The sequence below is a fragment of the Enterobacter sp. 3U4 genome (genome assembly GCF_057224565.1).
This window is the reverse complement of the sequence record NZ_CP136665.1, coordinates 4,259,501-4,281,988: the sequence shown is the minus strand read 5'-3', so window position 1 is coordinate 4,281,988 and position 22,488 is coordinate 4,259,501. Positions and strand designations below refer to the sequence as shown.

14 protein-coding genes and 6 pseudogenes are annotated in these 22,488 nt (G+C 46.0%); 15 read left to right on the top strand and 5 right to left on the bottom strand.

Annotated elements, in window-relative coordinates:
* The first annotated feature begins 528 nt into the window (after window positions 1-528).
* The 7 genes from RVY89_RS20355 to RVY89_RS20325 all read left to right on the top strand — a co-directional run bounded on the left by RVY89_RS20355 (window position 529) and on the right by RVY89_RS20325 (window position 7,334).
* The gene (locus RVY89_RS20355) at window positions 529-1,371 is read left to right on the top strand and encodes a LysR family transcriptional regulator (protein ID WP_484826300.1); all 843 of its coding nucleotides are present in this window, start codon (window positions 529-531) and stop codon (window positions 1,369-1,371) included.
* A gap of 1,067 nt (window positions 1,372-2,438) precedes the next feature.
* A complete protein-coding gene (locus tag RVY89_RS20350; RefSeq protein ID WP_484826299.1) occupies window positions 2,439-2,750 on the top strand; it encodes a putative quinol monooxygenase in 312 nt (103 codons plus the stop codon).
* Between the two features lie 369 nt (window positions 2,751-3,119).
* On the top strand, window positions 3,120-3,764 hold the full coding sequence (locus tag RVY89_RS20345) for a helix-turn-helix transcriptional regulator (RefSeq protein WP_484826298.1): 645 nt from the start codon (window positions 3,120-3,122) through the stop codon (window positions 3,762-3,764).
* A 323-nt stretch (window positions 3,765-4,087) separates the two neighbouring features.
* A complete protein-coding gene (locus tag RVY89_RS20340) occupies window positions 4,088-4,549 on the top strand; it encodes a lysozyme (RefSeq protein ID WP_484826297.1) in 462 nt (153 codons plus the stop codon).
* Complete coding sequence (locus RVY89_RS20335; protein ID WP_484826296.1) at window positions 4,546-5,091, top strand: DUF2514 family protein; 546 nt, start codon at window positions 4,546-4,548, stop codon at window positions 5,089-5,091. Before RVY89_RS20340 ends, RVY89_RS20335 begins: the two co-directional genes overlap by 4 nt.
* A gap of 408 nt (window positions 5,092-5,499) precedes the next feature.
* Window positions 5,500-6,723: a phosphoadenosine phosphosulfate reductase gene (locus RVY89_RS20330; RefSeq protein WP_484826295.1), complete on the top strand. Its 1,224-nt coding sequence runs from the start codon at window positions 5,500-5,502 to the stop codon at window positions 6,721-6,723.
* On the top strand, window positions 6,696-7,334 hold the full coding sequence (locus RVY89_RS20325) for an IbrB-like domain-containing protein (protein WP_484826294.1): 639 nt from the start codon (window positions 6,696-6,698) through the stop codon (window positions 7,332-7,334). Before RVY89_RS20330 ends, RVY89_RS20325 begins: the two co-directional genes overlap by 28 nt.
* Before the next feature lie 327 nt (window positions 7,335-7,661).
* Here RVY89_RS20325 and RVY89_RS20320 read toward each other — a convergent pair whose 3' ends face one another.
* The 3 genes and pseudogenes from RVY89_RS20320 to RVY89_RS20310 form a co-directional block, all read right to left on the bottom strand.
* On the bottom strand, window positions 7,662-8,339 hold the full coding sequence (locus RVY89_RS20320; RefSeq protein ID WP_484826293.1) for a helix-turn-helix transcriptional regulator: 678 nt from the start codon (window positions 8,337-8,339) through the stop codon (window positions 7,662-7,664).
* 482 nt (window positions 8,340-8,821) lie between these two features.
* A pseudogene (locus RVY89_RS20315) lies at window positions 8,822-8,986 on the bottom strand (DDE-type integrase/transposase/recombinase); the annotation flags it as partial.
* A 140-nt stretch (window positions 8,987-9,126) separates the two neighbouring features.
* Window positions 9,127-10,238, bottom strand: a pseudogene (locus tag RVY89_RS20310) (IS3 family transposase); the annotation flags it as partial.
* Window positions 10,239-10,316: 78 nt separating this feature from the next.
* Here RVY89_RS20310 and RVY89_RS20305 point away from each other — a divergent pair.
* The 3 genes and pseudogenes from RVY89_RS20305 to RVY89_RS20295 form a co-directional block, all read left to right on the top strand.
* Window positions 10,317-10,418 carry a transposase gene (locus tag RVY89_RS20305; RefSeq protein WP_484827964.1) on the top strand — a complete coding sequence of 34 codons (102 nt, stop codon included), beginning with the start codon at window positions 10,317-10,319 and terminating at the stop codon, window positions 10,416-10,418.
* A 2,053-nt stretch (window positions 10,419-12,471) separates the two neighbouring features.
* A complete protein-coding gene (locus RVY89_RS20300; RefSeq protein ID WP_484826292.1) occupies window positions 12,472-14,145 on the top strand; it encodes an autotransporter outer membrane beta-barrel domain-containing protein in 1,674 nt (557 codons plus the stop codon).
* A 134-nt stretch (window positions 14,146-14,279) separates the two neighbouring features.
* Window positions 14,280-14,528, top strand: a pseudogene (locus tag RVY89_RS20295) (transposase); the annotation flags it as partial.
* Between the two features lie 9 nt (window positions 14,529-14,537).
* Here RVY89_RS20295 and RVY89_RS20290 read toward each other — a convergent pair.
* On the bottom strand, window positions 14,538-15,689 hold the full coding sequence (locus RVY89_RS20290) for an IS30 family transposase (RefSeq protein WP_484826291.1): 1,152 nt from the start codon (window positions 15,687-15,689) through the stop codon (window positions 14,538-14,540).
* A gap of 64 nt (window positions 15,690-15,753) precedes the next feature.
* Between RVY89_RS20290 and RVY89_RS20285 the strand changes: the two are divergent.
* The 5 genes and pseudogenes from RVY89_RS20285 to RVY89_RS20265 form a co-directional block, all read left to right on the top strand.
* Window positions 15,754-16,352: pseudogene (locus RVY89_RS20285) on the top strand (IS3 family transposase); the annotation flags it as partial.
* Between the two features lie 283 nt (window positions 16,353-16,635).
* Entirely contained in the window at window positions 16,636-17,676 is a 1,041-nt protein-coding gene (locus RVY89_RS20280; protein WP_484826290.1) for an IS110 family RNA-guided transposase, read from the top strand.
* Window positions 17,677-17,734: 58 nt separating this feature from the next.
* Window positions 17,735-18,031: pseudogene (locus tag RVY89_RS20275) on the top strand (integrase core domain-containing protein); the annotation flags it as partial.
* Window positions 18,032-18,668: 637 nt separating this feature from the next.
* Window positions 18,669-19,769, top strand: a complete 1,101-nt coding sequence (locus RVY89_RS20270) for a hypothetical protein (RefSeq protein ID WP_484826289.1) — start codon at window positions 18,669-18,671, stop codon at window positions 19,767-19,769.
* A gap of 88 nt (window positions 19,770-19,857) precedes the next feature.
* Window positions 19,858-21,060 (top strand): hypothetical protein, encoded by a 1,203-nt coding sequence (locus RVY89_RS20265; protein WP_484826288.1) that lies wholly within the window; start codon window positions 19,858-19,860, stop codon window positions 21,058-21,060.
* 100 nt (window positions 21,061-21,160) lie between these two features.
* Here the strand turns inward: RVY89_RS20265 and RVY89_RS20260 are convergent.
* A pseudogene (locus tag RVY89_RS20260) lies at window positions 21,161-22,259 on the bottom strand (IS3 family transposase).
* Window positions 22,260-22,488: the final 229 nt, after the last annotated feature.

Below are 22,488 nucleotides of genomic sequence, written 5' to 3'. Positions count from 1 at the left end.
AAAAAGAGAAAGTAAAACAAAATGTGTAATTTACCAACACTATGGCAGTGTGCATAGTTTACAGATTGAAACAAATCGAGGCAGTTCACACTGATAGGTATAAATGTTCAAAACATACTGATGAGGGTCAATGCGCACTAAAAAAGTGATATACATCACTTTTTATATGTAACCAAAAAATTTTTCATTAGTTTTATGAGCAGCAGACCACCAGACATGTGTAAAAAGATAAGTATGTCTACTTAGTACAATTATGAGGGCAAAAATTGAAAATCACCGGAGCAGCGATGACTAAAAACGCATGTAAAATCGGGGAAAATCTACATATGTGCATACAACCCTATCATTTGCATACAAACTCGAGTATTTATGCACAAGTGGGGGTGGCTATAAAGCGTGAGAGAATTCAACTTTTCCGCGAAATAAGATTCTCCTAATATGAAATGAAAAAAATCACCGATATCATTTCCTGCAATGTGTTAAAACTTTGATGTCAGGAATAGTACTTTTTAAGCAGAAGGACACGATATGTTTATCTCCAAGAAAATCAAGTATTTTATGATTGTTGCCCAGGAACGCTCTTTTAAAAATGCATCAGAAAAATTATTTTTGTCAGTTACTCCTGTAAGCAAAGGGGTCCATGATTTAGAAGATTTTCTTGGATATAAACTTTTTAATCGAGCAAAAGACGGTGTACATCTAACCGACAAAGGCTCACAACTTTACAAAACATTACTCCCTATATTCAATGACCTCAAAAGCTTACAAAAAAAATCAAGAAACACCATCCCGGAATCAATAACTGTAGGAACCGACGGATATTATTTCAGGGGAATGAATGACTTTATCAAGAACATATATGATTCAACTGGTCTGAAAGTTGACGTTGTTGTAGGATCCACATTAAATCTGAAGGAATGGCACGAAAAGGGTGAAGTCGACATATTAATATCTAACACCACCAATCCACACGAGTGCATTATCGAAGAAGATTTTTTTGATGCAGGCAGCGATTATCTTCAGTTAGCCGTATCCGGAAAATTATACAAGCAAGAACCTGATGTAATAAAATTATTGAGCACAAAGCCACTTATTCAATTAACCAGTACAATTGAACACCCAGTCTTTGAAAAAATAATTGATTATCGCAAAGAGCATAAAATAAGCACACCTATATTTTCCATGCCAGAAATCCCAAACGTTACAGGCTTGATTCGTAAGGGGGTGGGTGTCGCCTTCGTTTCTTCAACTATAACAGACAGTCCTGAATATCAAAATAATGACATTGTGGTATTACCCTCTCCCATAAAAGACCTTGCTGTACACCGAAAATTTTACCTGGGGAAAATTAAGCTTGATTGTTATGTATAGATTTAGCAGGGATGTATATGTAATATCGGATTACTTTCACGTATTTCATTGATATCCGGGTAATGGACGCCTAAAATCTCAGGGACTTTTATATCTAAAAGTAGCCCTTATCGCGATGGCTAAAGTTATGACAATGTTTTTTACATCGCCAGAGGTCGCTACTGTGGACAAAAAGGCCCTTTCTTTTAGTGTCCAACCTGAGTAACTGTTTTACGGTCTGAGTTACCTACTGAGTCCTCCCTTCATCCTGCTGGTTGAACGATGGTTCAACCCTGAGTATCGAAGCTTGTTTGCATGACGTTGTCAGCCAAGACCTGAAGAACAATGACATCATGTTACGCTGAGCTATCTGGCAAGTTAGCGCAGGGGCTGTTATTTTTTTCCGTAAACCTTGTAATTACTGCTTCTGAGATCCTGCATAAAGAACGCACTATGCCAGCGGCCTGTATAATTCATACCAATTTAACGGGCAAGCAAGCACAAAACTCAACAAGCAGAGCGCTCAATGTCAATCCAGAAGGAACAAAGGTGGCTGTGCCGGCAAGGATAATCGTTATCCTCACCTGATGACCGTACATGGCTTATTGGTTTATACCTGTATCACATGGCGATCATCACGCCTCGGGCGTCATTACCACAAGTAAAAATGTTTCAAACGTTGATAAGCGAAGTTGAATTGAGTTAACAAATTTATTCATTATAGTTACGGTCCGTGACTCATGATTCAAAACAGATCATTAATATAAGCAACACATCAGCAACATTTACATGCATTATGCCTTTCAAAATATTAACGACACAACAAATTCTTTATGAAAATTTAATTTATCTCAGTGAAAATTTCATCATCATAAATATTACAGCGCTAAACCCGAAAAAAAAATAACTCAAAACGAGAAGCATAGTGTTAAATATCTTTTCCTGGACTTTTGAAATTCGTATTTAGAGCCTGCATTCTTTTTATTGTTTGATGGGAATAATATGCTACTATGCCGCTGCAGCGTTACTTTATATACGTAACACTGCAGAATAACACAAGATAAACTTCACTATGTGTGAGTATCGCAATGAGCCCAACAAAGAGTAAACCTTTACAAGCAGTGACAGTGGTCGCAACAATTAAATGCCACCCTGAATATATGTGTTTTATTCAGCAAATTCTGGAACAGACCGTATCAAAGGTACAGGATGAACCTGGATGTGAAAACTATATGCTTTATCAGGATATTTCTGATAATCAGAAATTTGTTATGCTTGAAAGATGGACGTCAAAAGCGCATCTGGATGAACATACCCGTAAAACACCTTTCAAAGAGCTGCTGACTCAACTCGAGGACCGGGCTACACTCAATGTGGCCATTTTGCACAATGTCAGCTAAATTGCTGCCAGAACCTTATCCGACCTGTTTCAGGCAATGTATACAATTACGATATTGAGTTACAGCATTATTCGCTGAATCAGTAAACATCCCAAAACAACACAGAAATGTATCAATACGCCCTTTATCTTAAGCCATCAACCTCTATACAGGATGCTGGTTTTTATCCTCCCATCAATAAAGGGCGTGCGGCAAACAATACGCTGTTTAAACCTGATAACGTAAAAAGGTACAGAATCCTGATTCTTAATCTCGACTCAGTAATGTTCTGTTTTTTATTTTTCAGAATACATTTCTTTCTTTTCCGTATCACATTGAACGAAAAGTTATACAACCGGGGCAACAATGATAAAACATGACGAGAACAAAATGAAAAAGTCTGTTATTGGCGTACTTAAAGCTGCACTGTCCGCACTCGAAGCAACACTTCCATCTAATATTGAAGTTGTCATACACGATTTGAGTCAGCCTGACAGTTCAGTTGTGGCTATCATTAACGGACATGTCAGTGGCAGACAGGAAGGTTCTGAATTGTTGTCAGGGCCGGATAAAGACATTGGCTTTCTGGCATTTACACGACAGCGTACATGTGAAGGCACTGACATTTATAAGAATTATTTTACAGTGACCAGTGATGGCAGAAAACTGAACAGCGCATCGGCCATTTACTTTGATGATGATAATCAGCCATTGGTGGGATTTTGTATTAACTCTGATGTCACTCAGTTTGACATGCTGAAAAGCACACTATCTCAAATTCATCCCGGAGAGACTGACGATGTGTTACAAAAAAGTCATGTTTCGGATGAAATGAAAATTGCTGTCGATAAAATCATCTCAGCCAGTATTTCAGAAGGTGAAAATCTGCGAGCCAAACGCACAAGAATAAAAATCGTTTCGCTAATTAAATCAAAAGGTCTTTTCAAAATCAAAGGGTGCGTTGGTTACACCGCCGATTCGCTTGGCGTCAGTCGTCACACAATTTACAATGACCTGAAAATAAATCAGATATGAGCATCCTGTTTTCAATGGATAATGATAGCTCCTCTGAATGGCTGAAGAACACCAGATCCAGTTTCACCGAATCCGGTGTTCATTCAAAACCATACTGCTGCATTTTGCCTGTTAAGGCATCATTTGCATGAGCGCTGGTGCGGCCATTTTTTTTCGCGCTATCGACACCACCTGCGTCAGCGCTCAGCCGAATGATGTCTTCCTACATCAGCAGATAAAACCTATAAACAAGTTTCTAAGCCCTACATTTTAGACTCCCCTTCCTTCGTCAAAAATGAAATCCTTACCGCAGAAGACTCAAAATGAGAGTAAGGAGAAATACAATGCGCATAAGTGAGAAAGGCATTGCACTTATAAAACACTTTGAATCCTGTCGCCTGGTCGCCTACCCCGATCCAGGGACAGGGAATGCGCCCTGGACCATCGGCTGGGGACATACGGGTCAGGAGGTTAAGCCCGGGCTCATATGGACGCAGGAGCAGGCCGACCACACCCTGCTCCTTGACCTGAAACAATTCGAGAGAGACGTCCTGTTTCTCGTTAACGTTCCCCTGACGCAGGCTCAGTTCGATGCCCTTGTCAGCTTTGCATTTAACGTTGGTAGCGATATCGATGAAGATACACTTGCCGAAGGTCTGGGTGACAGTACGCTGCTAAAGAAGCTCAATGCGGCTGATTATGCCGGTGCATCCCGTGAATTTCTGAAGTGGAACAAGGCAGGTAAGAAAGTATTACCCGGTCTGACACGCAGGAGAAGCGCTGAAATGGCGATGTTTCTGTCATGACAGCCATCATTAATACCCTGTATTCACGTAACATTCTCTTACCCGGGGTTGCATTACTACTTTTATGGGGAGTAGGCCACTGGCAGTTCACTTCTGGTCAGGCCGCTGCAGACATGCGCTGGTCAGTAAAATGGGCGCAGCGTGATGCGGCAGAGCATCAGGCGCGCACCAGGCAAGAGGCCAGAGCCCGGGAAGAAGAATCACGCCGTCAGCAAATCATCCAGGAGGAACAAAAAAATGCGTATGAACAACTGGCAAATGCGCAGTCCAGTGCTGCTGATGCTGAGCATGCTGCTAACGGCCTGCGGTCACAACTATCGATCCTGCAGCGGCAACTTGCCGGAAGTGAAACAAGCAAGCTTTCCGCCGCTTCCTCCGCACGCGCAGCAAATTCCCAGGCAGTCCTTATGCTTGCCCGACTGCTCCGGGAATCTGATGAAATGGCGGGAAAGTTCGCAGCGCAGGCTGACCGTGCATACATTGCCGGAAAAGCCTGTGAAGAAACCTATCGCAGAATGAGTTCGCCTTCTGACGACCATTGACCCTCACTTGTGCCAGGTGTATTCACCTGGCCTGACAAGCGGGATTAGCCCGATAAACCCGGGGACAAATGGAGCGAAAAAGCGTATAATCCACCAGCATTTCTGGTGCTAATTATGGTGGTTTGTTACTGTAGCTTTGGACGCGCCAGAAGTGCAACTCACTGAACGTTTCTGCCCGCTTAAAAATGCCCGTCACTGCATGACGAAATTGCACCGGGACTGACTCACAACGCGCTGCCTGCCACGGCCGCAACCATCTTTACGGTCGTTACCTGCCCTCATCGCGTCAGAGCAACAGAAGAAAATTCTGATATTTCATGTTATTAGCCTAAACCTGAAACAGGTCAAAATGCAAAACATCAGTATCTGATTCAATGCGCTTAATTAATCTCTGAAGTACATTCCGGAATGTCAGCTATCAAAATCCCTCTTGGGAAAAATGTACTGGATGCTGCAAATGAGCGCATCCAGTGGGCGCTTGAAAATCTCCCCAGAATATGTGTCTCATTTTCTGGAGGCAAGGATTCCACAGTCATGCTTCACCTGACGGCTCAGTGTGCCCGCCTGTTTAAACGAAAAATCCATGTGCTGTTCATCGACTGGGAGGCACAATTCTCCATCACCATAGAGCATGTTGAGTCATTACGCACACTCTACGCCGATGTTATCGAGGAGTTTTACTGGGTCGCACTGCCCCTGACCACGCAAAACAGTCTCTCACAGTTTAACCCCGAGTGGACATGCTGGGAGCCCGGGGTCATGTGGGTTCGTCAGCCCCCGGATATAGCGATAACAGAACATTCCCAATTTCCCTTTTACACTCCGGATATGACATTTGAAGCATTTGTGCAGGCTTTTGCTGAATGGTTTTCACAGGGAAAGCCGGCAGGTGTAATGGTGGGCATCAGAACGGATGAATCCTTTAACCGGTTTCGGGCTATCTCATCCAGAACAAAGCTTCGCTTCGCGGATGACAAGCCCTGGACAACGGCAACGAAGAAAGGGCATGCATGGTATTTATACCCACTTTACGACTGGAAAACTGCAGATATCTGGACGTGGTTTGCCCGCTCTGGTCTTCGCTACAATGCGTTATATGACCTGATGTACCAGGCCGGAGTGCCTCTTCGGGCTATGCGTATATGTGAGCCATTTGGTCCGGAGCAACGACAGGGCTTATGGCTTTATCATGTTCTTGAGCCCAGGCGCTGGGCGGTCATGTGCGAGCGAGTCAGTGGCGCCTCGGCCGGGGGGATCTATGCGGGTCATGAAAATAGTTTTTACGGACACCGCAAACTACGAAAGCCTGAGCACCTGAACTGGAAATCCTACGCCATGCTTTTGCTGGAAAGCATGCCCGAGGTCACTGCAGAGCATTACAGAAATAAAATTGCCGTTTATCTGCACTGGTACCAAAAGCAAGGTATGTCTGATATTCCCGATTCGCAGGAGGGGGATACCGGGGCAAAAGACATCCCGTCATGGCGACGGATATGCAAGGTGTTGCTGAACAATGACTACTGGTGCAGGGCACTGTCATTCAGTCCTAACAAAGCATCCAGTTATAGCCGGTACCGGGAAAAAATGAAAGCAAAGCGCAAGGAATGGGGGATATTATGCTCAGAAGAGTGATTGATGAGGTGAAGGCATATCTGGGTGATCTGAATGAAACCGATCGCATTAATGCAATTAATGAAATCCGACAAGCCATTCATGAACTAAGTCCATTCAGTGAACACCCTGTAGATTGTGTTCTTTGGGTCAGACAGGAGGATGTGATGGCCAATGATTACAACCCGAATAATGTCGCGCCACAGGAAATGCGCTTGCTCGCAAAGTCACTCGAAGCTGATGGCTTCACCCAACCGGTCGTCGTCAGTCGGTTGCGCTCATCACGGCAAACCTATCAGATTATTGACGGCTTTCACCGCCATGAGCTCGGAAAACGTAAGAAATCCCTGATGCTGAATGGGTATTTACCTGTAACCTGCCTCAGGGAAGGGAAAAAAATGAAAGGTGACCATATGGCTGCCACTATACGCCATAACCGGGCACGTGGGCGCCATCAGATTACGGCCATGTCCGATATTGTTCGGGAGCTTTCATTACAGGGTTGGGATGATAAAAAAATTGCGCAGGAACTGGGAATGGACAGCGATGAGGTTCTTCGCCTGAAACAAATAAATGGATTACTTGAGATGTTCTCTGGCCGCCACTTTTCTGAAGCCTGGACAGTAAAATAATCGTCCGAATTCTCCTTTCCCGCCAGCAGAGAATTTACGTATAACTACTGCAATGGATAATAAAATAATTAATTTCCGCTCTACTGTGAAGCATAGCAGTATGCTCCTCCATATTTTTACTGAAGAACATACAGAAGGAATAAGTATCTTCTTCGACATGCAGTGAAATGCTTCGTATTACACTCCCTTCGCCTAAAATGACGGACTCGTCATAAATCTTAGCCCCCTCAATAAAAAGCACATATTCTGAATTATTCAACACCATTTCCACCCACCTCACTAAAATAACATATATGTATAACTTCACTCAATTAAAATAACCACAACTTAATCTTTACTATTGCTTTTTAAATCGTTGTATACAGTATGCCGACTAACCCCCAGCTTTTCAGCAACATATCCAACGCATCCTTTTACCTTAAATAATCCATTAGTCCTGATAATGCCAATAATTATTGCTCGCGCCCTCTTCCCTCGAATACTTTCATTATTAGACAGATATTCAGAGAAAATGTTGTCAACGATATCTCTCATTTCATCGGCCACATTATTCACTTGGGGATGGTCATTGAGGACAAGGGGCTGCATCATGGATAGTACAGCTTTAAGCGATTCAATATTCGTCAAATCAGTATTAATGCAAAATCCTATTACAGGCCTTCCATTTTTACCATAAAAAATTGTTGATGCACTGCAAAGCCTTTTTCCATCCGATGAAAGTGTATAATAATTACTATAAAGCTTTGATTTTTCTCCTGATATCAGATTATCGCTAAGTGATAACAATCCGATGTCATTGTCGGGACCTGATAACAATGTATCTCCTTTTCTTCTACCACTCACATGTCCATTGATAATGGCCACAACCGAATTCATTGGCTGCTCAAGATCATGGACAACAATTTCAATATTTCGAGGTATTGTTGCTTCAAGAGCTAACAACACGGCCTTAAGCACTCGAAATGTTATTGATTTTTCATCGAATTTGATATCAGAAATGGTCATATTAATCCTTGTCCATATAGAGTTAAAAAGATCCCAAAAATCATTTTATCATTCAAAGACCATGAGATCGCTCAACTATAACTATAGTAGATTTCAAGAAAAACACCTCGCATTCATGGAAATTTTTATCTCTCAAAAAACGATATCTAAGTATGATTAAAAATAAAAATACGTAGTTCAGTACTGCTTATAAATCCCCATTGCACATCGTTAATCCGTATTTGACAAAATTACTTCACAACTGCCTCTACGTTATAAATATATAGAGTATATTACATTTTTTAAATATAAGTTCTCGTCTGTTTTTCAAATGCATACCTTGATAATCAAGGCATTGTATCTAAAAACCTCTCTCCGACGTCGTGATATTAGCATTGTCTTAATACAACCTAAAGGAATTATCATAGAATGAATTTCCGTCGAAGACGATGATCAGCATTATCCGTGAGAACGATGTAAATACATTTATTATAGTTCCGCGTACTTTTTGAGATAAACTCGCTACCGTTATCTGTATGAATACGTACCGGCAGACGCTTACCCAGCCCCCGCACCCCTTCCATCACACCGACCACATCCTCGCCCTTCAGCGACTTTTCGGCGTGGATAGCCAGACACTCCCAACTAAAATTATCGACTACAGTCAGGCCAGCCAGCAGCGGATTAAAGAACTGGACGTGCGTCTTGCAAACATTAGTCAGCAAAATGAGGATACTCTCCGGCTGGAAAGCATTCCTTGTATCGGGCCGCTGGGTGATCCTACCCACGTAATATGGACACAGCCCTTAGCGAGGTTTTCGTTCTCAAATAGTTCCGGGCTGAGACTGCCACAGGCACTGTGACAACACCACCAATTGTAATCACACTCGATATAATTAAACACTGTCGTCCACATAATTTCACGGTCAGTAAAACACTCTCCGCGGATACACTCCACTTTCAATGAATGAAAGAAGCTTTCCGCGCACGCATTATCGTAGCAACAACCTTTTGCACTCATGCTGCCATGCAGACTGTGCCGCTTCAGCAATGCCTGATAATCCACTGAACAATACTGCCCCCGCCGCGATCTGTGCGAACGATAACGCTTTTCGGGTGTTTACGCCGCCAGAGTGCCATCTGTAACGTATCGCAGGCGAGTTTCGCTTTCATTCGTGAGGACATCGACCAGCCAATAACTGCACGAGACCCCTGCTCAATCGCCACCGCCAGATACAGCTAGCCTTCATCTTTACGTAAGTAAGTGATGTTACCCGTCCACTTCTGGTTCGGGCCGCTGGCGATAAAGTACTGCTTCACCGGGTTTTCCGATACCGGCAAACCATGTTCACGGTAGCTAGCCGGGCTGAATTTGCGGCTGGCTTTCGCACGTAATCCCTGACGACGCAGACTGGCAGCGATGGTTTTGATGTTGTATTCCGGCAACTCATCAACAAGGTAAGGCGCACCATAGCGCTGCTTTGACTCAGTGAATGCCTGACTGACAGCAGTATCACAGATGAACCGGAACTGATGGCGTAGGCCGGGTTGATGGCCAACGTTTGCGCCAGGCATATCAGCCGCCTCGGGCAACCCAGAGCACACGGCACATGGTTTTGACGCTGAACCCAGTCTGATGCTTTTCAATGAAGACATAATTCATTTCAGGCGCTTCGCAAAGTATGTCGCGGCCTTTTGGAGAATGGCCAGTTCTTCATCGCGCTCCGCCAGTTAATTCTCGCGCCCTGAAGAGGTCATCTGCTGTCGTTGTTTAGTGCGCCAGTTGTAGAGTTGGGATTCATACAGGCTGAGCTCGCGGGCAGAAGCACCGATACGTTCGGCGAATTTCAGTGTTTCATCGCGGAATTTGGGTGTGTACTGTTTACGGGCCGTTTTGCTGTTTGATGCTGGTTTTGTCATGAGTAATCACCTCTGGTTGAGAGTTTATTCACTTAGTCGCGTGCCACTAATGATGGGTAGGATCAGGGAGCATTAGCCCTGACAGCCGCTCTGGGTGACATCAACGACTTTCATAATAGTCGACACTTTGCGAGTTATCTGGGGTTGGCGCCAAAAGAACAAAGTAGTGGGGCAAGGTGAGGATTCATGGCATAGCAAAACGTGGAGATGAACATTTGCGGGGCTATTTATTCATGGTGCCCGCTTGGTAGTCTATTGCATCATTAACCACCCGGAAGATCGGTGTAGCAGCCTCCAGCGTTGGTGGTGTCATTGCCTGGGGCGGTGTAAATAAGGCTGTGGTGGCGCTTGGCGCTAACCAACAAAAATGCCCGAATTGTGTGGGCGCTGATAAATCAGAATACAGAGTAAATGATCAGATAACTAACTGATTTTAAACAGCCCAGAGAGTTGATGTGCTGACAGGTAGAACCAACTCTCTGTGAACCTGGCAAATAGCCGTATTGTAATAAGCCATAGCGCCAATGAACTCAGAGAGTACGGATGTTCATCAGAGCTCACGAAGCCGAATATAGGTGTGTAGCTACTTTGTCAGAAAAAGAATTGCCCGAACTTGCATCAGGGAGGTATCCAGATAGCTATTTAGGTCAAAAACCATGATGAACAAGCGCAGAAGTTGGACAGTGCTATGCAAAGCATGTATTTCAGTTCACCATCAAACAACCTACTCCAAAGCCTTTGCACTTGCTTCTCTTCATCCGCCACAGAGTTCTCTGTTCATTAACCACTATCTTAGTATTATTGTTTGCAATATCATCGTCAGATGAGGCATCCGAATCCATTTTGTGATTAATTTTTATTAAAATGAAATGAATATGTAAATAGACACAGATTGAATCATTTTCTACAAATCCATTTTTTTCACTTGTGTGAAAATGGAAATTATAAAATAGCACAATAAATTCAGCCTCTTCCCTTCCCTACCACTTACGCTCATTACTTCCCGAGCGCACGGTGTTGAGTTAAATAACTAAAATCACCAATCCACATACCTTGGCCACTCTACGCATCTGATTATAATTCCCGCAAATCGACAGAGAATATTGCATTCCTGCCTGTCTTTCATTTTATCCCCGAGGGTTATTTCATGCACTACCTTAAAAAAAGCGCGATTTCAGTCCTTGTCTGCGGTGTGGTTTATCCCGGCTATGCCCTTTCGTCTGTGTCAGCAACACCCGTTAATCCACTGACTGTACTTGATACTATCTCAGGCCAGACAGTTAACAATGGTTTCACTCTGTCAGGTAGTGATTCCCTGACCATCGACCAGGGGTCAACCATTACCAATACTGTCAACAATGACCGCGCTGCCACTATTGACAATGCCAGTGGTTCAACCTTGACCATTGACGGCTCCACGATTGATGGTGGGTCACATAATGGTATTAAAGAAATCACATCAGATGCAAACAGTCACAACACAATTAATATCCAGAATGGTTCAACGGTAAAAGGTAACTATGGTGTTGTGCTGGGTGGAGATGGCTCTGCCGTGAATATCACTGGTGGGTCAACAGTAAACGGCAACAAGAACTATGGTGTTACTTTTGAAGGAAACAATGAATCTGTACTGGTTGATGAAGCTTCAGTAAAAGGAATGCACTCGGGAATACACTCGACAGGAAATGGCAGCAGTATCACTGTAAGTAATGGAGGAAATATTGCGGGCCTGGTAGATAATGGCATAGAAGCCAGTGGTGCCAATACGGTTATCAGTGTAACTGGTGGTTCCGCCATTAATGGGAATACAAAAACGGGCTATGGCATCCAGAGCTCTGGTGAGAATACGCAAATTACTTTTGACAACTCAACAACTTATGGTGCTGGTGGAATAATAACTACAGGAGGCGGAGCAGTTATAAGCATATCTGGCGGTTCTTCAGTCACCTCCAATACAAATCATGCGGCAAACTTGTTTTTCAGGGCTGTTGAAGCCGAAGGTGATAATACTGTCATCAACATTTCTGGTGGTTCTACAATACATGGTAGTAATAATACAGCTGCAATTATAGTTTCCGGTAATGGTTCTGTAATGAATATTGCAGGAGGGGTTGTAAATGCTGGCCCCAACAGCGGCTCTGCCTTAGATGCGGATGGCGATAAATTTAGATTTAATGTCTCTGATGGAGGGATAATTAACGGTAATATACGTATGCACGGCCAGGAACCCTCCATGTTTGTTAGCGGAAATGGAACCATTATTAACGGCTCAATAAAAAGTGAGTATGGTCAGGTGGATTTAGGTAATTTAAGCGTCTGGAATAATACTTCTGGCTCCATCGTTAGTGGCCTCGGCCTCGCGAGCGGCAGCACCATCAACATGATGGGCGGAGATATTATGACCGACACCCTGTCTGATTCCATCCCTTCCACTGACGGCAGCAGCCGCAATGCCGGCTCCGGCGTCGCAGACCTCGACGGCACCATTCTCTCTAACTGGAGTATGGGTAGGGTCAATATCCTGACCGCCAAAAAAGCAACAGGCAGCTTTAATGCCGGTCTGGGCTCCTCCACCAGTGGTGAGGCCGGTGACATGCACGGTAGTACCATTATCCATGTGGATAACGGCACCGGTGCAACCTTCCATGGTCTTCTGTCTGATGTCGGTGTCTACCGCTATCGGGCCACTGAAGTTAAAAATGATGACGGCTCCACCGATGTTATCCTTGGTGATGCTGATGCCATGGTTACTGACCCGGACAGCCCGGGACACGATAAAGACCCGGTGGCCCCGGGTAATCCTGACAACCCGGGCAATCCTGACAACCCGGGCAATCCTGACAACCCGGGCAATCCTGACAACCCGGGCAATCCTGACAACCCGGGCAATCCTGACAACCCGGGCAATCCTGACAACCCGGGCAATCCTGACAACCCGGGTAAGCCTGACAACCCGGGTAAGCCATCCCAACCGACGCTGTCCACCGGCGCCCAGGCCGTTGTGGATTCACGGGCCGCAGCCACCAACCTGTGGCGCGATGAGGATGATGCCCTTAACCTGCGTATGGACAACGAACGCCGCACCGGCATCGCACAGGACATCGCCGGTGTCTGGGGCAGTTACTACGGCGGCAGCCACCGCCAGCTGATGGACGGTGCAAGCTCTGCCTATGACCAGACCACCCACGGGGCTATGCTGGGTGCCGACACCCGTATCACCACTGACAGCGGTAACTGGCTCTTCGGCGGTGCCCTGATGCGCGGTACCTCTGACATGAACGTGCATGATGTCGGTGATGTGGGCGGCAGACTCGACAGCTACGGGGCCTCTGCCTATGCGTCATATCGCATGAACAACGGCCTCTTTGTGGATACCACAGTGAAGGCCTCCCGTCTGAAGAACAGCGTGGACGTCACCTCTGTGGACGGTGGACGCTCAAATGGCCACTATCGTACGAATGCTGTGGGCGGCTCAGTGAAGGCGGGCTATCACTGGGCACAGAGCGAACATCTGTATGTGGAGCCGTATGCGAAAGTCTCCTACCAGCACTACAGTGGGGTGGACTACGCTCTGTCTAATGGCCTGCACGCAAAGGACAGCGGCTACAGCTCTCTTCGGGCTGAAGGTGGCGTGAACGTGGGTACCGCATTCAGCTTTAACAACGGCACTCAGGTGAAACCGTACATCCATCTGGCTGCGGAGAAGGAGCTGAAGGACAGCAACAGCATGGACATCAACGGTGTGCGTATTGATGACAGCGTGGGTGGTACCCGCGGGATTGTCGGGGCGGGTGTGGATGCGAAGCTGACGAAATCCCTGGGGGTGTATGCAGGCGCGAACTATGCGAAGGGTCACAATCAGGAAGACCCGTGGCAGCTGAATGCCGGGCTGAGCTATACCTGGTAAGGTTAATATGCTGAATGACAGGGGCCTAAGCGGGCCCCTGTTCATTTATAGTGATTGGTAGATCAGAGAACTGAATCGCCACGGGTTTAACAGACACCTCAGAATTATTTAAGATGACTTAAAGAGAGGTGCCTATAAGCGGTAAGCGTTATCCTGAAGAGTTTAAAATTGAAGCCGTCAAGCAGATTGTTGATCGTGGTCATTCTGTTTCGAGCGTTGCAACACGTCTCGATATCACTACCCACAGACTTTATGCCTGGATAAAGAAATACGGGCCGGACTCTTCCACCAACAAAGAGCAGTCAGATGCTCAGGCCGAGATCCGCCGTCTCCAGAAAGAGCTGAAGCGAGTTACCGACGAACGGGACATATTAAAAAAAGCCGCTGTAGATTCAATCTGTCAACGCAGCACCCTTTTCAATTATCTCTTTCGGTGTTTTAAACTTCAGTGTCTTTCTCGGTCTGTTGTTTAGCTGGGCTGCGACTTGATTCAGCTCATGTTGAGTATAATGGGCAAGGCATGTCTTTTTGGGAAAGTACTGTCGGATTAGCCCATTAGTGTTTTCGTTTGTTCCCCGCTGCCAGGGACTCTGAGGATCGCAGAAGTAAACTTTAACCCCTGTGCTGCCAGTAAATTCCAGATGCCCGGCCAACTCCATTCCTCTGTCCCATGTCAGTGATTGCCGGAGTTCAGGCGGCAAGCTCAAGAATTTATCTGTAAGTGCCTGATTCACCGAGATAGCATCTTTGCCCTTAAGTCTCAGGATGATCGTATAACGTGATTTTCGGTCTACAAGTGTGGCTATATGAGAGTTTTTTGTGCCCGATACTAAATCGCCTTCCCAGTGACCCTGAGAGCGCCTGTTATCGATATGTCGGGAACGTTCGTGGATTGGCGTTCCGTTCACTATGTTGATCGTGCCTCTTTCACCTTTGCGAGTATGGCGTTTGCCATGACGGAGGCTGTGCGAACGGCGCAGATGCTGCACATTCAGGTGGTGTAGCGCTTCACGACTACGAAAGTACAGCGTCTTATAAATTGTCTCAGGTGATATTTGCAGCGTTTTTTGACGAGGTTTCGTTCGCCTTAACCACCCTGATATTTGCTCTGGAGACCACTTCATCTCCAGCTTTTCCAGAACAAGCTCCCGCAACGGTATATTCTGATCCAGTAAGCACGGTTTTGGTCTTTTAGCCATCCTGTTGGCTCGGTTATTAGCATCAACGGCTTTGTAATAGCGCCTGCCACGATTACGCTGAACTTCCCGAGAGAGCGTTGAAGGGCTACGATTCAGCATTGTAGCGATGGCTCGAATGCTCATTTTAGCTGACAGGCCGGCTCGTATTTCCTCGCGCTCAGACAGCGTCAGGTGAGCAACAGCTCGCTTGCGCTCATTGGGTTTTATGCCGCCAGTATCTCTTAACATCGTGAAGATGGTTCCTGGTTTCGAACCCAGGATATTAGCTATCTCACTGAAGCCTGTTCCGTTCTTCCACAATTCAAAAACAAATGCTTTTTCCTTTGCTGTAAATGTCCATTTCATCCAACAATCCTCCGCAACTACATGTTTTCACATGACTGTTGCGTTGACTAATTGAATCTACAGCGGCGTACTTCGCAAAACTGTCCGACTGAGGTACGCCTTTATCCGTGACAACTCCTGTTGTTGGCCCGTTCGTCTGCTCTGTCGGGCGCTGGATGTTCACCCCAGTGGCTTTTACGTCTGGCTTCAGCAGCCGCATTCACCACGGCTTCAGGCGGATCTCAGACTGACAGAACAAATCAAACAGTTCTGGCTGGAGTCCGGCTGCGTTTATGGCTATCGCAAGATCCATCTCGACCTGCGAGATAGCGGGCAACAATGTGGGATTAACAGAGTCTGACGGCTGATGAAGCGTGCCGGGATAAAGGCTCAAATCGGGTATCGAAGCCCACGGACACGTAAAGGCGAAGCCAGCATTGTGGAACCCAACAGGCTCCAGCGACAGTTCAACCCGGAAGTACCGGATGAACGTTGGGTAACAGACATAACTTACACCGAACCCACGAAGACTGACTGTATCTAGCCGTAGTTGTTGACCTGTTATCGCGCAAAGTTATCGGCTGGTCAATGCAACCCCGGATGACAAAAAATATTGTTCTGAATGCGCTTTTGATGGCCGTATGGCGACGTAATCCCCAAAAACAGGTGCTGGCTCACTCTGATAGTAAGAATGTCGGTGTCAGTTTTCATCATCATGCTTGCTGTTTTGCCTGACCGGTGAGATCACTGATGCAGTGAAGACTTCCTGGTTTCCTGACTCACACTCTGAACGACCTGTAATGTGTCTTTCCCTGGACCCGTCGGTAACCGGGAAGTACCTCATGCGAGGCTTCTCCTCACCGATGCGCGTGACTCAAGAAGGGCCTGACGGCTTGTCTCTTTACTGTCCTGTCCGGGTTATCGTCAGGAGAATTGACGAATAATTTCTGCAGCAGGGAAACGACCTATGGCAAAGGCAAAAACTGTTCATTCAACAATTGTCGTTGGTGGTGTAGATACGCATAAAGATTTACATGTCGCAGCTGTAGTTGATCAAAATAACCGGATTTTAGGCAGCGAGTTCTTCTCCACAACTCGTCAGGGATACCGACAAATGCTGATCTGGATGGCTTCTTTCGGAACGGTTGAGCGTATCGGTGTTGAATGCACGGGTTCGTACGGTGCAGGTCTTCTGCGCTACCTTCAGAAGGCTAAAATCGAAGTTCTGGAGGTCACGGCAACAGATAAAATGGAACGCCGTAAGCGGGGTAAAAGCGATACGATCGATGCAGAAAGTGCCGCTCACGCTGCTTTCTCACGTATACGCACCGTCACACCAAAAACGCGTAGCGGAATGATTGAAGCGCTACGAGTCCTGAAAGTCTGCCGCAAAACAGCTGTTGCGGCACGACGTATTGCACTTCAAATGATCCAGATGAATATTGTCTCTGCTCCGGACGAGCTCCGGGACCAGATACGTCATCTCACAAGGATGCAGTTGATCCGTACTTTGGCTTCGTGGCGGCCTGATGTTACCGCATATCGTCATTTTCAGGATGCCTACCGTATAGCCCTGAAATCGCTGGCCCGCAGATATCTTGAGCTCCATGATGAAATAGCCGATCTGGACGTCATGATAACGTCAATAGTCGATGAGCTGGCGCCTGAGCTTATCAAACGTAAAGCGGTGGGATATGAATGTGCTTCGCAGTTGTTGATCACTGCAGGTGATAACCCCCAGCGTCTGAACTCTGAGTCCGGCTTTGCCGCGCTATGTGGCGTAAGCCCTGTCCCGGTATCTTCCGGAAAAACAAACCGGCACCGACTTAATCGTGGAGGTGATCGCGCAGCCAATAGTGCCCTGCATATTATCGTGATCGGTCGATTACGGGCAGACGCGAGAACACAGGAATATGTGGCAAGGCGGGTAGCAGAAGGTCATTCTAAAATGGAAGCACTGCGTTGCCTCAAGCGCTATATCTCACGTGAAGTCTATACGCTGTTGTGAAATCAAAATCGGCAGATCAACAGTACCCAAATAATGTCTTGACTCTTAGAAGGGCGTCCAGGGTAGTCAATACACAAGCCATGAGTGGCAGTTGTTCCTGAAATCACACGGCCTGGAGGGCAGTATGAGCCGTCGTGGTAACTGTCACGACAACGCAGTTGCAGAAAGCTTTTTCCAGCTGCTGAAGCGTGAACGGATAAAGAAAAAGATCTACGGAACGCGGGAAGAAGCACGCAGCGATATTTTTTATTACCTCGAAATGTTTTATAACAGTAAGCATCGGCATGGTTCGAGTGATCAGATGCCACCGACGGAATATGAAAAACAATATTATCAACGACTCGGAAGTGTCTAGATTATCTGTGGCGACTCACCGTGTCAGGCTAACTGGTGGTTAGCCCCTAAGGCCATATTGTTTGTGATGGTAACAATCCCTCTCCGGGAGTAAATTAATTCTTCTCAAAAACAAATTGCTTCTTTGCATGTCGGATGAAAATTTTCAACGCAAATATTTCTGAAAATAGCCTCTATTCTCAGCCAGCTAAAAAGCCATAATAATTGACGGTAATTGAAATTCGTCATAAGTCTTAGAAACAGTTAAGGTTCTCACAAGCAAAAGGATCTAATAATGATCTTTTTGCGTAGCTTATCATAAGCTCTTAGCGTGAGTTTTCGTTCCACCGAGCGTCAGACCTCGAGCAACATCCACATTACGTGAATAGGTTCAACACGAACGGTGAGAAAAGTCGTGCATACCGTGAAAAATCAATCATAGCATCCGCAATAACATAAAAAACTTCCCAAGTTATAAATTTTGGGATGTACATAAGACTGCCTTAACCGTATTATTTAGCCAACAAATATATGGCACAGACTGGAAAACATTGTCTTAATAAAATCAATCTCTTGGATTGACAAACGGCTTATTCACTTTTGACAACAATGAAAGTAATAAGTGTGTATTCCATCAAATATTAAATGCTAGGTGATTTATGAATAATAGTGAATTTATTCGCAATGTAGCTACCGTGAAAAACAAGGCCGGCGAACCCTTTTATTTTTATACTGCAAGCGACCTAAAAAATAACCTCTGTTCACTCTATGGTCGTAAAGGAACATCGGCGGCAAGCATGGCTGTCTACTCGACCAGCCAAAATATGATTGAAGATATCCGTTCTGTGGATTTTTCAGAGGACTTAACAGGCGTGCTGATTTCTACAGTCTGGTGTGAACGTAAAGGAATATCTTCTTTTACCAATCTGAATTATGCAGAGATTGATGAAAACCTGAAAATTATTCGTCAGGTCACACTCAATGATACGCTTGCCTCAGAAGAACACATACTGGTACGGGCAGTTGTTGTTGACAATATGCTTCTGGTTAGCTGGCTCGACGGATTGACACAAAATATCAAGCTGCGCCTTTATGCCACAGAAACCTTACAGCCGATTTCGGCAGAGCTGGAAATTGATGAATATCTGAGCCTGAATTATTTTAATGGCGCCTATGCACGTACGGCTAATCTGACGCTAACGCCGTTGGGAGCAAACACCTTCTTTCTGCAGTTCTTGCTTGAGACAGGCTCTATTTGTACTTATCAGATAGCTATTGCTAACGATCGGCTTATAGCAACGCACCTTTTTGAACAGGGCGGGGAAAACGTTGGCTTTCATGAGACGCTGCTCGATAAAGATCAACAACAGCTTTTAACGGTTTATTCTGAAGATAAGGTTACCAACACTAACGTTATTAATAGCATTTATATTATCAATCAGCCAATATTTACAGAGGCATCTCGTAAGGATGTCAGAGGGACACCACAGCGTGTTAATCAGTCCACCGGATTTTATTTGCGCCCGGCAATTGTTAAATATCTCGATCAATACATTGTTATATGGGAAGGGGATAAGATTTTTTATACCGGACTGAACAGTGAGCTTAATGTTCAGACTCCGGAAGCTTCACTGGACGTTATCAATCCAGCAAACATTGCCATTTTGGAAAAAGGAACATTGCTGATTTCAGCACAGCAGGATAACTGGCGTACACTCGATTGCGGTGAGTCATTGTTTACCACTGAATTACCACTCTAAACGCTCGACCAGACGATATTTCCGTTATCTATTTATAAGTCCCTAATCTGTAGCCATGTATTAAACCTCATAAACAAAAGGATATAAAATGAATACCAATTATCATGAAGGTCTGCAAATTCTCTTCAACGACACGGCTGCTAACCACATTTGTAGCGTGGTGAAAACCAGTCTGAGCAACCACCTAGTCAGCGTTTTTACCTCGACGTCTTCAACGTCGACGGCTCCACTTAACGCGATTGTAATGAGTAACAAGGGTATTCTGAATCCAGCTTTCCCGGTGCCGGATATGACGACCAATATTCAAAAAGATGCTGATATTGCTCCGGTTGACGAGACGGATAAATTTATCGCCGTCTGGGCCAGCAACGCAGTGGGCAGCAATTATCATATTTTTATGCGCAGCTTCTCCCTGGATACAACGGGTCAACTTATCAGTGAAGGGATTACTGTGCAGGTGAGCCAGTCTAACGGTAATTATGTTGCGCCGCGCGTGGTTTACAATAAAACAACCCAAACCGTTATGGTGATGTGGATTTCGGTTGCGGATAAGCAAGTACAATTCAAAGCCTTTAAAATGGATGATAATGGTGTCTTCACCGATGCGTCCTATCAGCAAAATTTTACGGACACGTTCTCAACCGAATATTTTTCATCAAGCCTCGATCTGCATAACAGCACTAACCTGTCGCTGGCATTTTTAAATATTGGTGATAAGGTTCTCGCCGTGCTTAAGAAAGATGCAAACACGCTTGGCTTCTATAGCCTTGCCCCGGCGTCTGGCGGAATCATTAACCAGACCCATCTCATCGACTACTCTGCTTCCAAAATTGGGTCTTTTAGCGTGGCTTATGATAGCGCAACGCCTGCCTTTAAAATTGTCTATGTACAGAACACGAAAGGAGATGTTTACGGCGATACTATCGCTTACTTCCCTGGCCTGCGTGGGGGACAGGTTCTGGCTAGTCCGATTGTCCTCAACCAGGCAAACCATGCCTGCAATCGTCCGTTTATTAAGCGTACGCCTGCGATTGACTCAAGCGGTGAGCGCTATTTTATCGTGGCATGGGAGACTACTAGTGCAGGCACTTTCTATAACGAATTTACCTCTACCTATGCGCAGGTGAGCACGGAGCAGGAGATCAATCCGGGGAATGACGCTACGGATAAGCCGCGTATTGTTACAACGGATAACCAGACTGTGATTGTTGTAGATGCCATCAAATTCAATGGCGAAGCTCTGTCAAAGACGGGGATTTTGTATAGCGTTGAAACGCGCCAGTTGGCATAACATCCTCTCCCTCTGCTCGGCAGGGGGATTTTTCTATGCCCTTTACCTGCTCTGACCCTGCCCCCTAATATGCTCCAGTCATAATCAGGAATAACCGGCTTTATGTTGGCTGCATATTCTGGCAACCGGCAGATTTCTCGGCAAATTCAGATGGCGTCATCCAGCCCAGCGCAGAATGGGGACGCTTCTGGTTATAGTGTATGCGCCAGGCCTCGATTTTGCACCGCGCGTCCTCCAGGGACATGAACCAGTTCTCGTTCAGGCATTCCTGTCGCAGCCTGCCGTTGAACGACTCCACTGTGGCATTGTCCGTTGGCGTTCCCGGCCGTGAGAAGTCTATTCGGATCCCTCTTTCGTACACCCACTTATCCAGCATTTTCCCTGCAAACTCAGAGCCGTTATCGGTTTTCAGTAACTGGGGTAAGGGGCGTCTGAGTGCAATGGTGTTCAGCATCTCTGCGACCTCTGTTGATCGCAGATTCTGGCCCACGCAAATTCCCAGACATTCGCGCGTGTAGAGGTCAATGACTGTCAGCAGGCGCAACCGACGCCCGTCAAATAAGGCATCAGAGACAAAATCCATACCCCAGACATGATTCGGATACAGCCCCTGAGGCTGGGGCTGTCGCCGCTGTGCCGATTTATTCCGGCGTGGGTGTTTAAGGCGCAGGGACAGGCCCTGTTCGCTGTAGAGCCGGTAAATGCGTTTATGATTATCCCGCCAGCCCTCCCGCCTGAGCATGACGTGAACTCTGCGGTAACCATAGTGGACTCGGGTTTCGGTGATTTCACGGATGCGCAATCGCAGTGCGCTGTCGTCGGCGGCCACAGAACGATAGCGAAACGAACTGCGGCTGACTCGCAGCGCAAAACAAACCTGCCTCTCGCTGGCCCCGTAGCGGGCCAGCAGATCCCGGACCCATTCGCGCAGGCGTGCCAGCGTCAGTTCTTTTTTGCCAGCACATCCTGCAGCATGGCTTTGTCAAGGCTCAGATCGGCAACCAGCTTCTTCAGCCTGAGGTTCTCTTCCTCAAGCTGGCGCATGTGCTTCAGCTCAGAAGGAGAAATCCCGCCGTATTTCTTGCGCCAGGTGTAGAACGTGGCATCGGAAATCCCCAGCTTTCAGGCACCGGCGTACCCAGTTCAGCCTGCTTCAGGGTAAAAACAATCTGCTCTTCGGTGAATCGTGATTTTTTCATCGGCACCACCTCCGTTCAGGGAGTGTTGATTATGCCGGCATTCGGTTTCTGAATGCCGCAGGATTTCGGGTCAGGATTAATCTAACTTCACTCTGGCAATATCATTCCCCCCATAATCGACGTCATTGTTCATGCGACAGAAAACCGAAGTACCAGCATTGGCCAAACGCGGAGAACACTACAGAGCGTCAGCTCCCTGAGGATGGATTTAAAACATACAAATGCTACA

Excerpts from the sequence above, each read along its gene's own strand:
- RVY89_RS20355 (WP_484826300.1), top strand. The coding sequence starts at position 529 with ATGTTTATCTCCAAGAAAATCAAGTATTTTATGATTGTTGCCCAGGAA.
- RVY89_RS20350 (WP_484826299.1), top strand. The coding sequence starts at position 2,439 with ATGAGCCCAACAAAGAGTAAACCTTTACAAGCAGTGACAGTGGTCGCA.
- RVY89_RS20345 (WP_484826298.1), top strand. The coding sequence starts at position 3,120 with ATGAAAAAGTCTGTTATTGGCGTACTTAAAGCTGCACTGTCCGCACTC.
- RVY89_RS20340 (WP_484826297.1), top strand. The coding sequence starts at position 4,088 with ATGCGCATAAGTGAGAAAGGCATTGCACTTATAAAACACTTTGAATCC.
- RVY89_RS20335 (WP_484826296.1), top strand. The coding sequence starts at position 4,546 with ATGACAGCCATCATTAATACCCTGTATTCACGTAACATTCTCTTACCC.
- RVY89_RS20330 (WP_484826295.1), top strand. The coding sequence starts at position 5,500 with ATGTCAGCTATCAAAATCCCTCTTGGGAAAAATGTACTGGATGCTGCA.
- RVY89_RS20325 (WP_484826294.1), top strand. The coding sequence starts at position 6,696 with ATGGGGGATATTATGCTCAGAAGAGTGATTGATGAGGTGAAGGCATAT.
- RVY89_RS20320 (WP_484826293.1), bottom strand. The coding sequence starts at position 8,339 with ATGACCATTTCTGATATCAAATTCGATGAAAAATCAATAACATTTCGA.
- RVY89_RS20300 (WP_484826292.1), top strand. The coding sequence starts at position 12,472 with ATGTTTGTTAGCGGAAATGGAACCATTATTAACGGCTCAATAAAAAGT.
- RVY89_RS20290 (WP_484826291.1), bottom strand. The coding sequence starts at position 15,689 with ATGAAATGGACATTTACAGCAAAGGAAAAAGCATTTGTTTTTGAATTG.
- RVY89_RS20280 (WP_484826290.1), top strand. The coding sequence starts at position 16,636 with ATGGCAAAGGCAAAAACTGTTCATTCAACAATTGTCGTTGGTGGTGTA.
- RVY89_RS20270 (WP_484826289.1), top strand. The coding sequence starts at position 18,669 with ATGAATAATAGTGAATTTATTCGCAATGTAGCTACCGTGAAAAACAAG.
- RVY89_RS20265 (WP_484826288.1), top strand. The coding sequence starts at position 19,858 with ATGAATACCAATTATCATGAAGGTCTGCAAATTCTCTTCAACGACACG.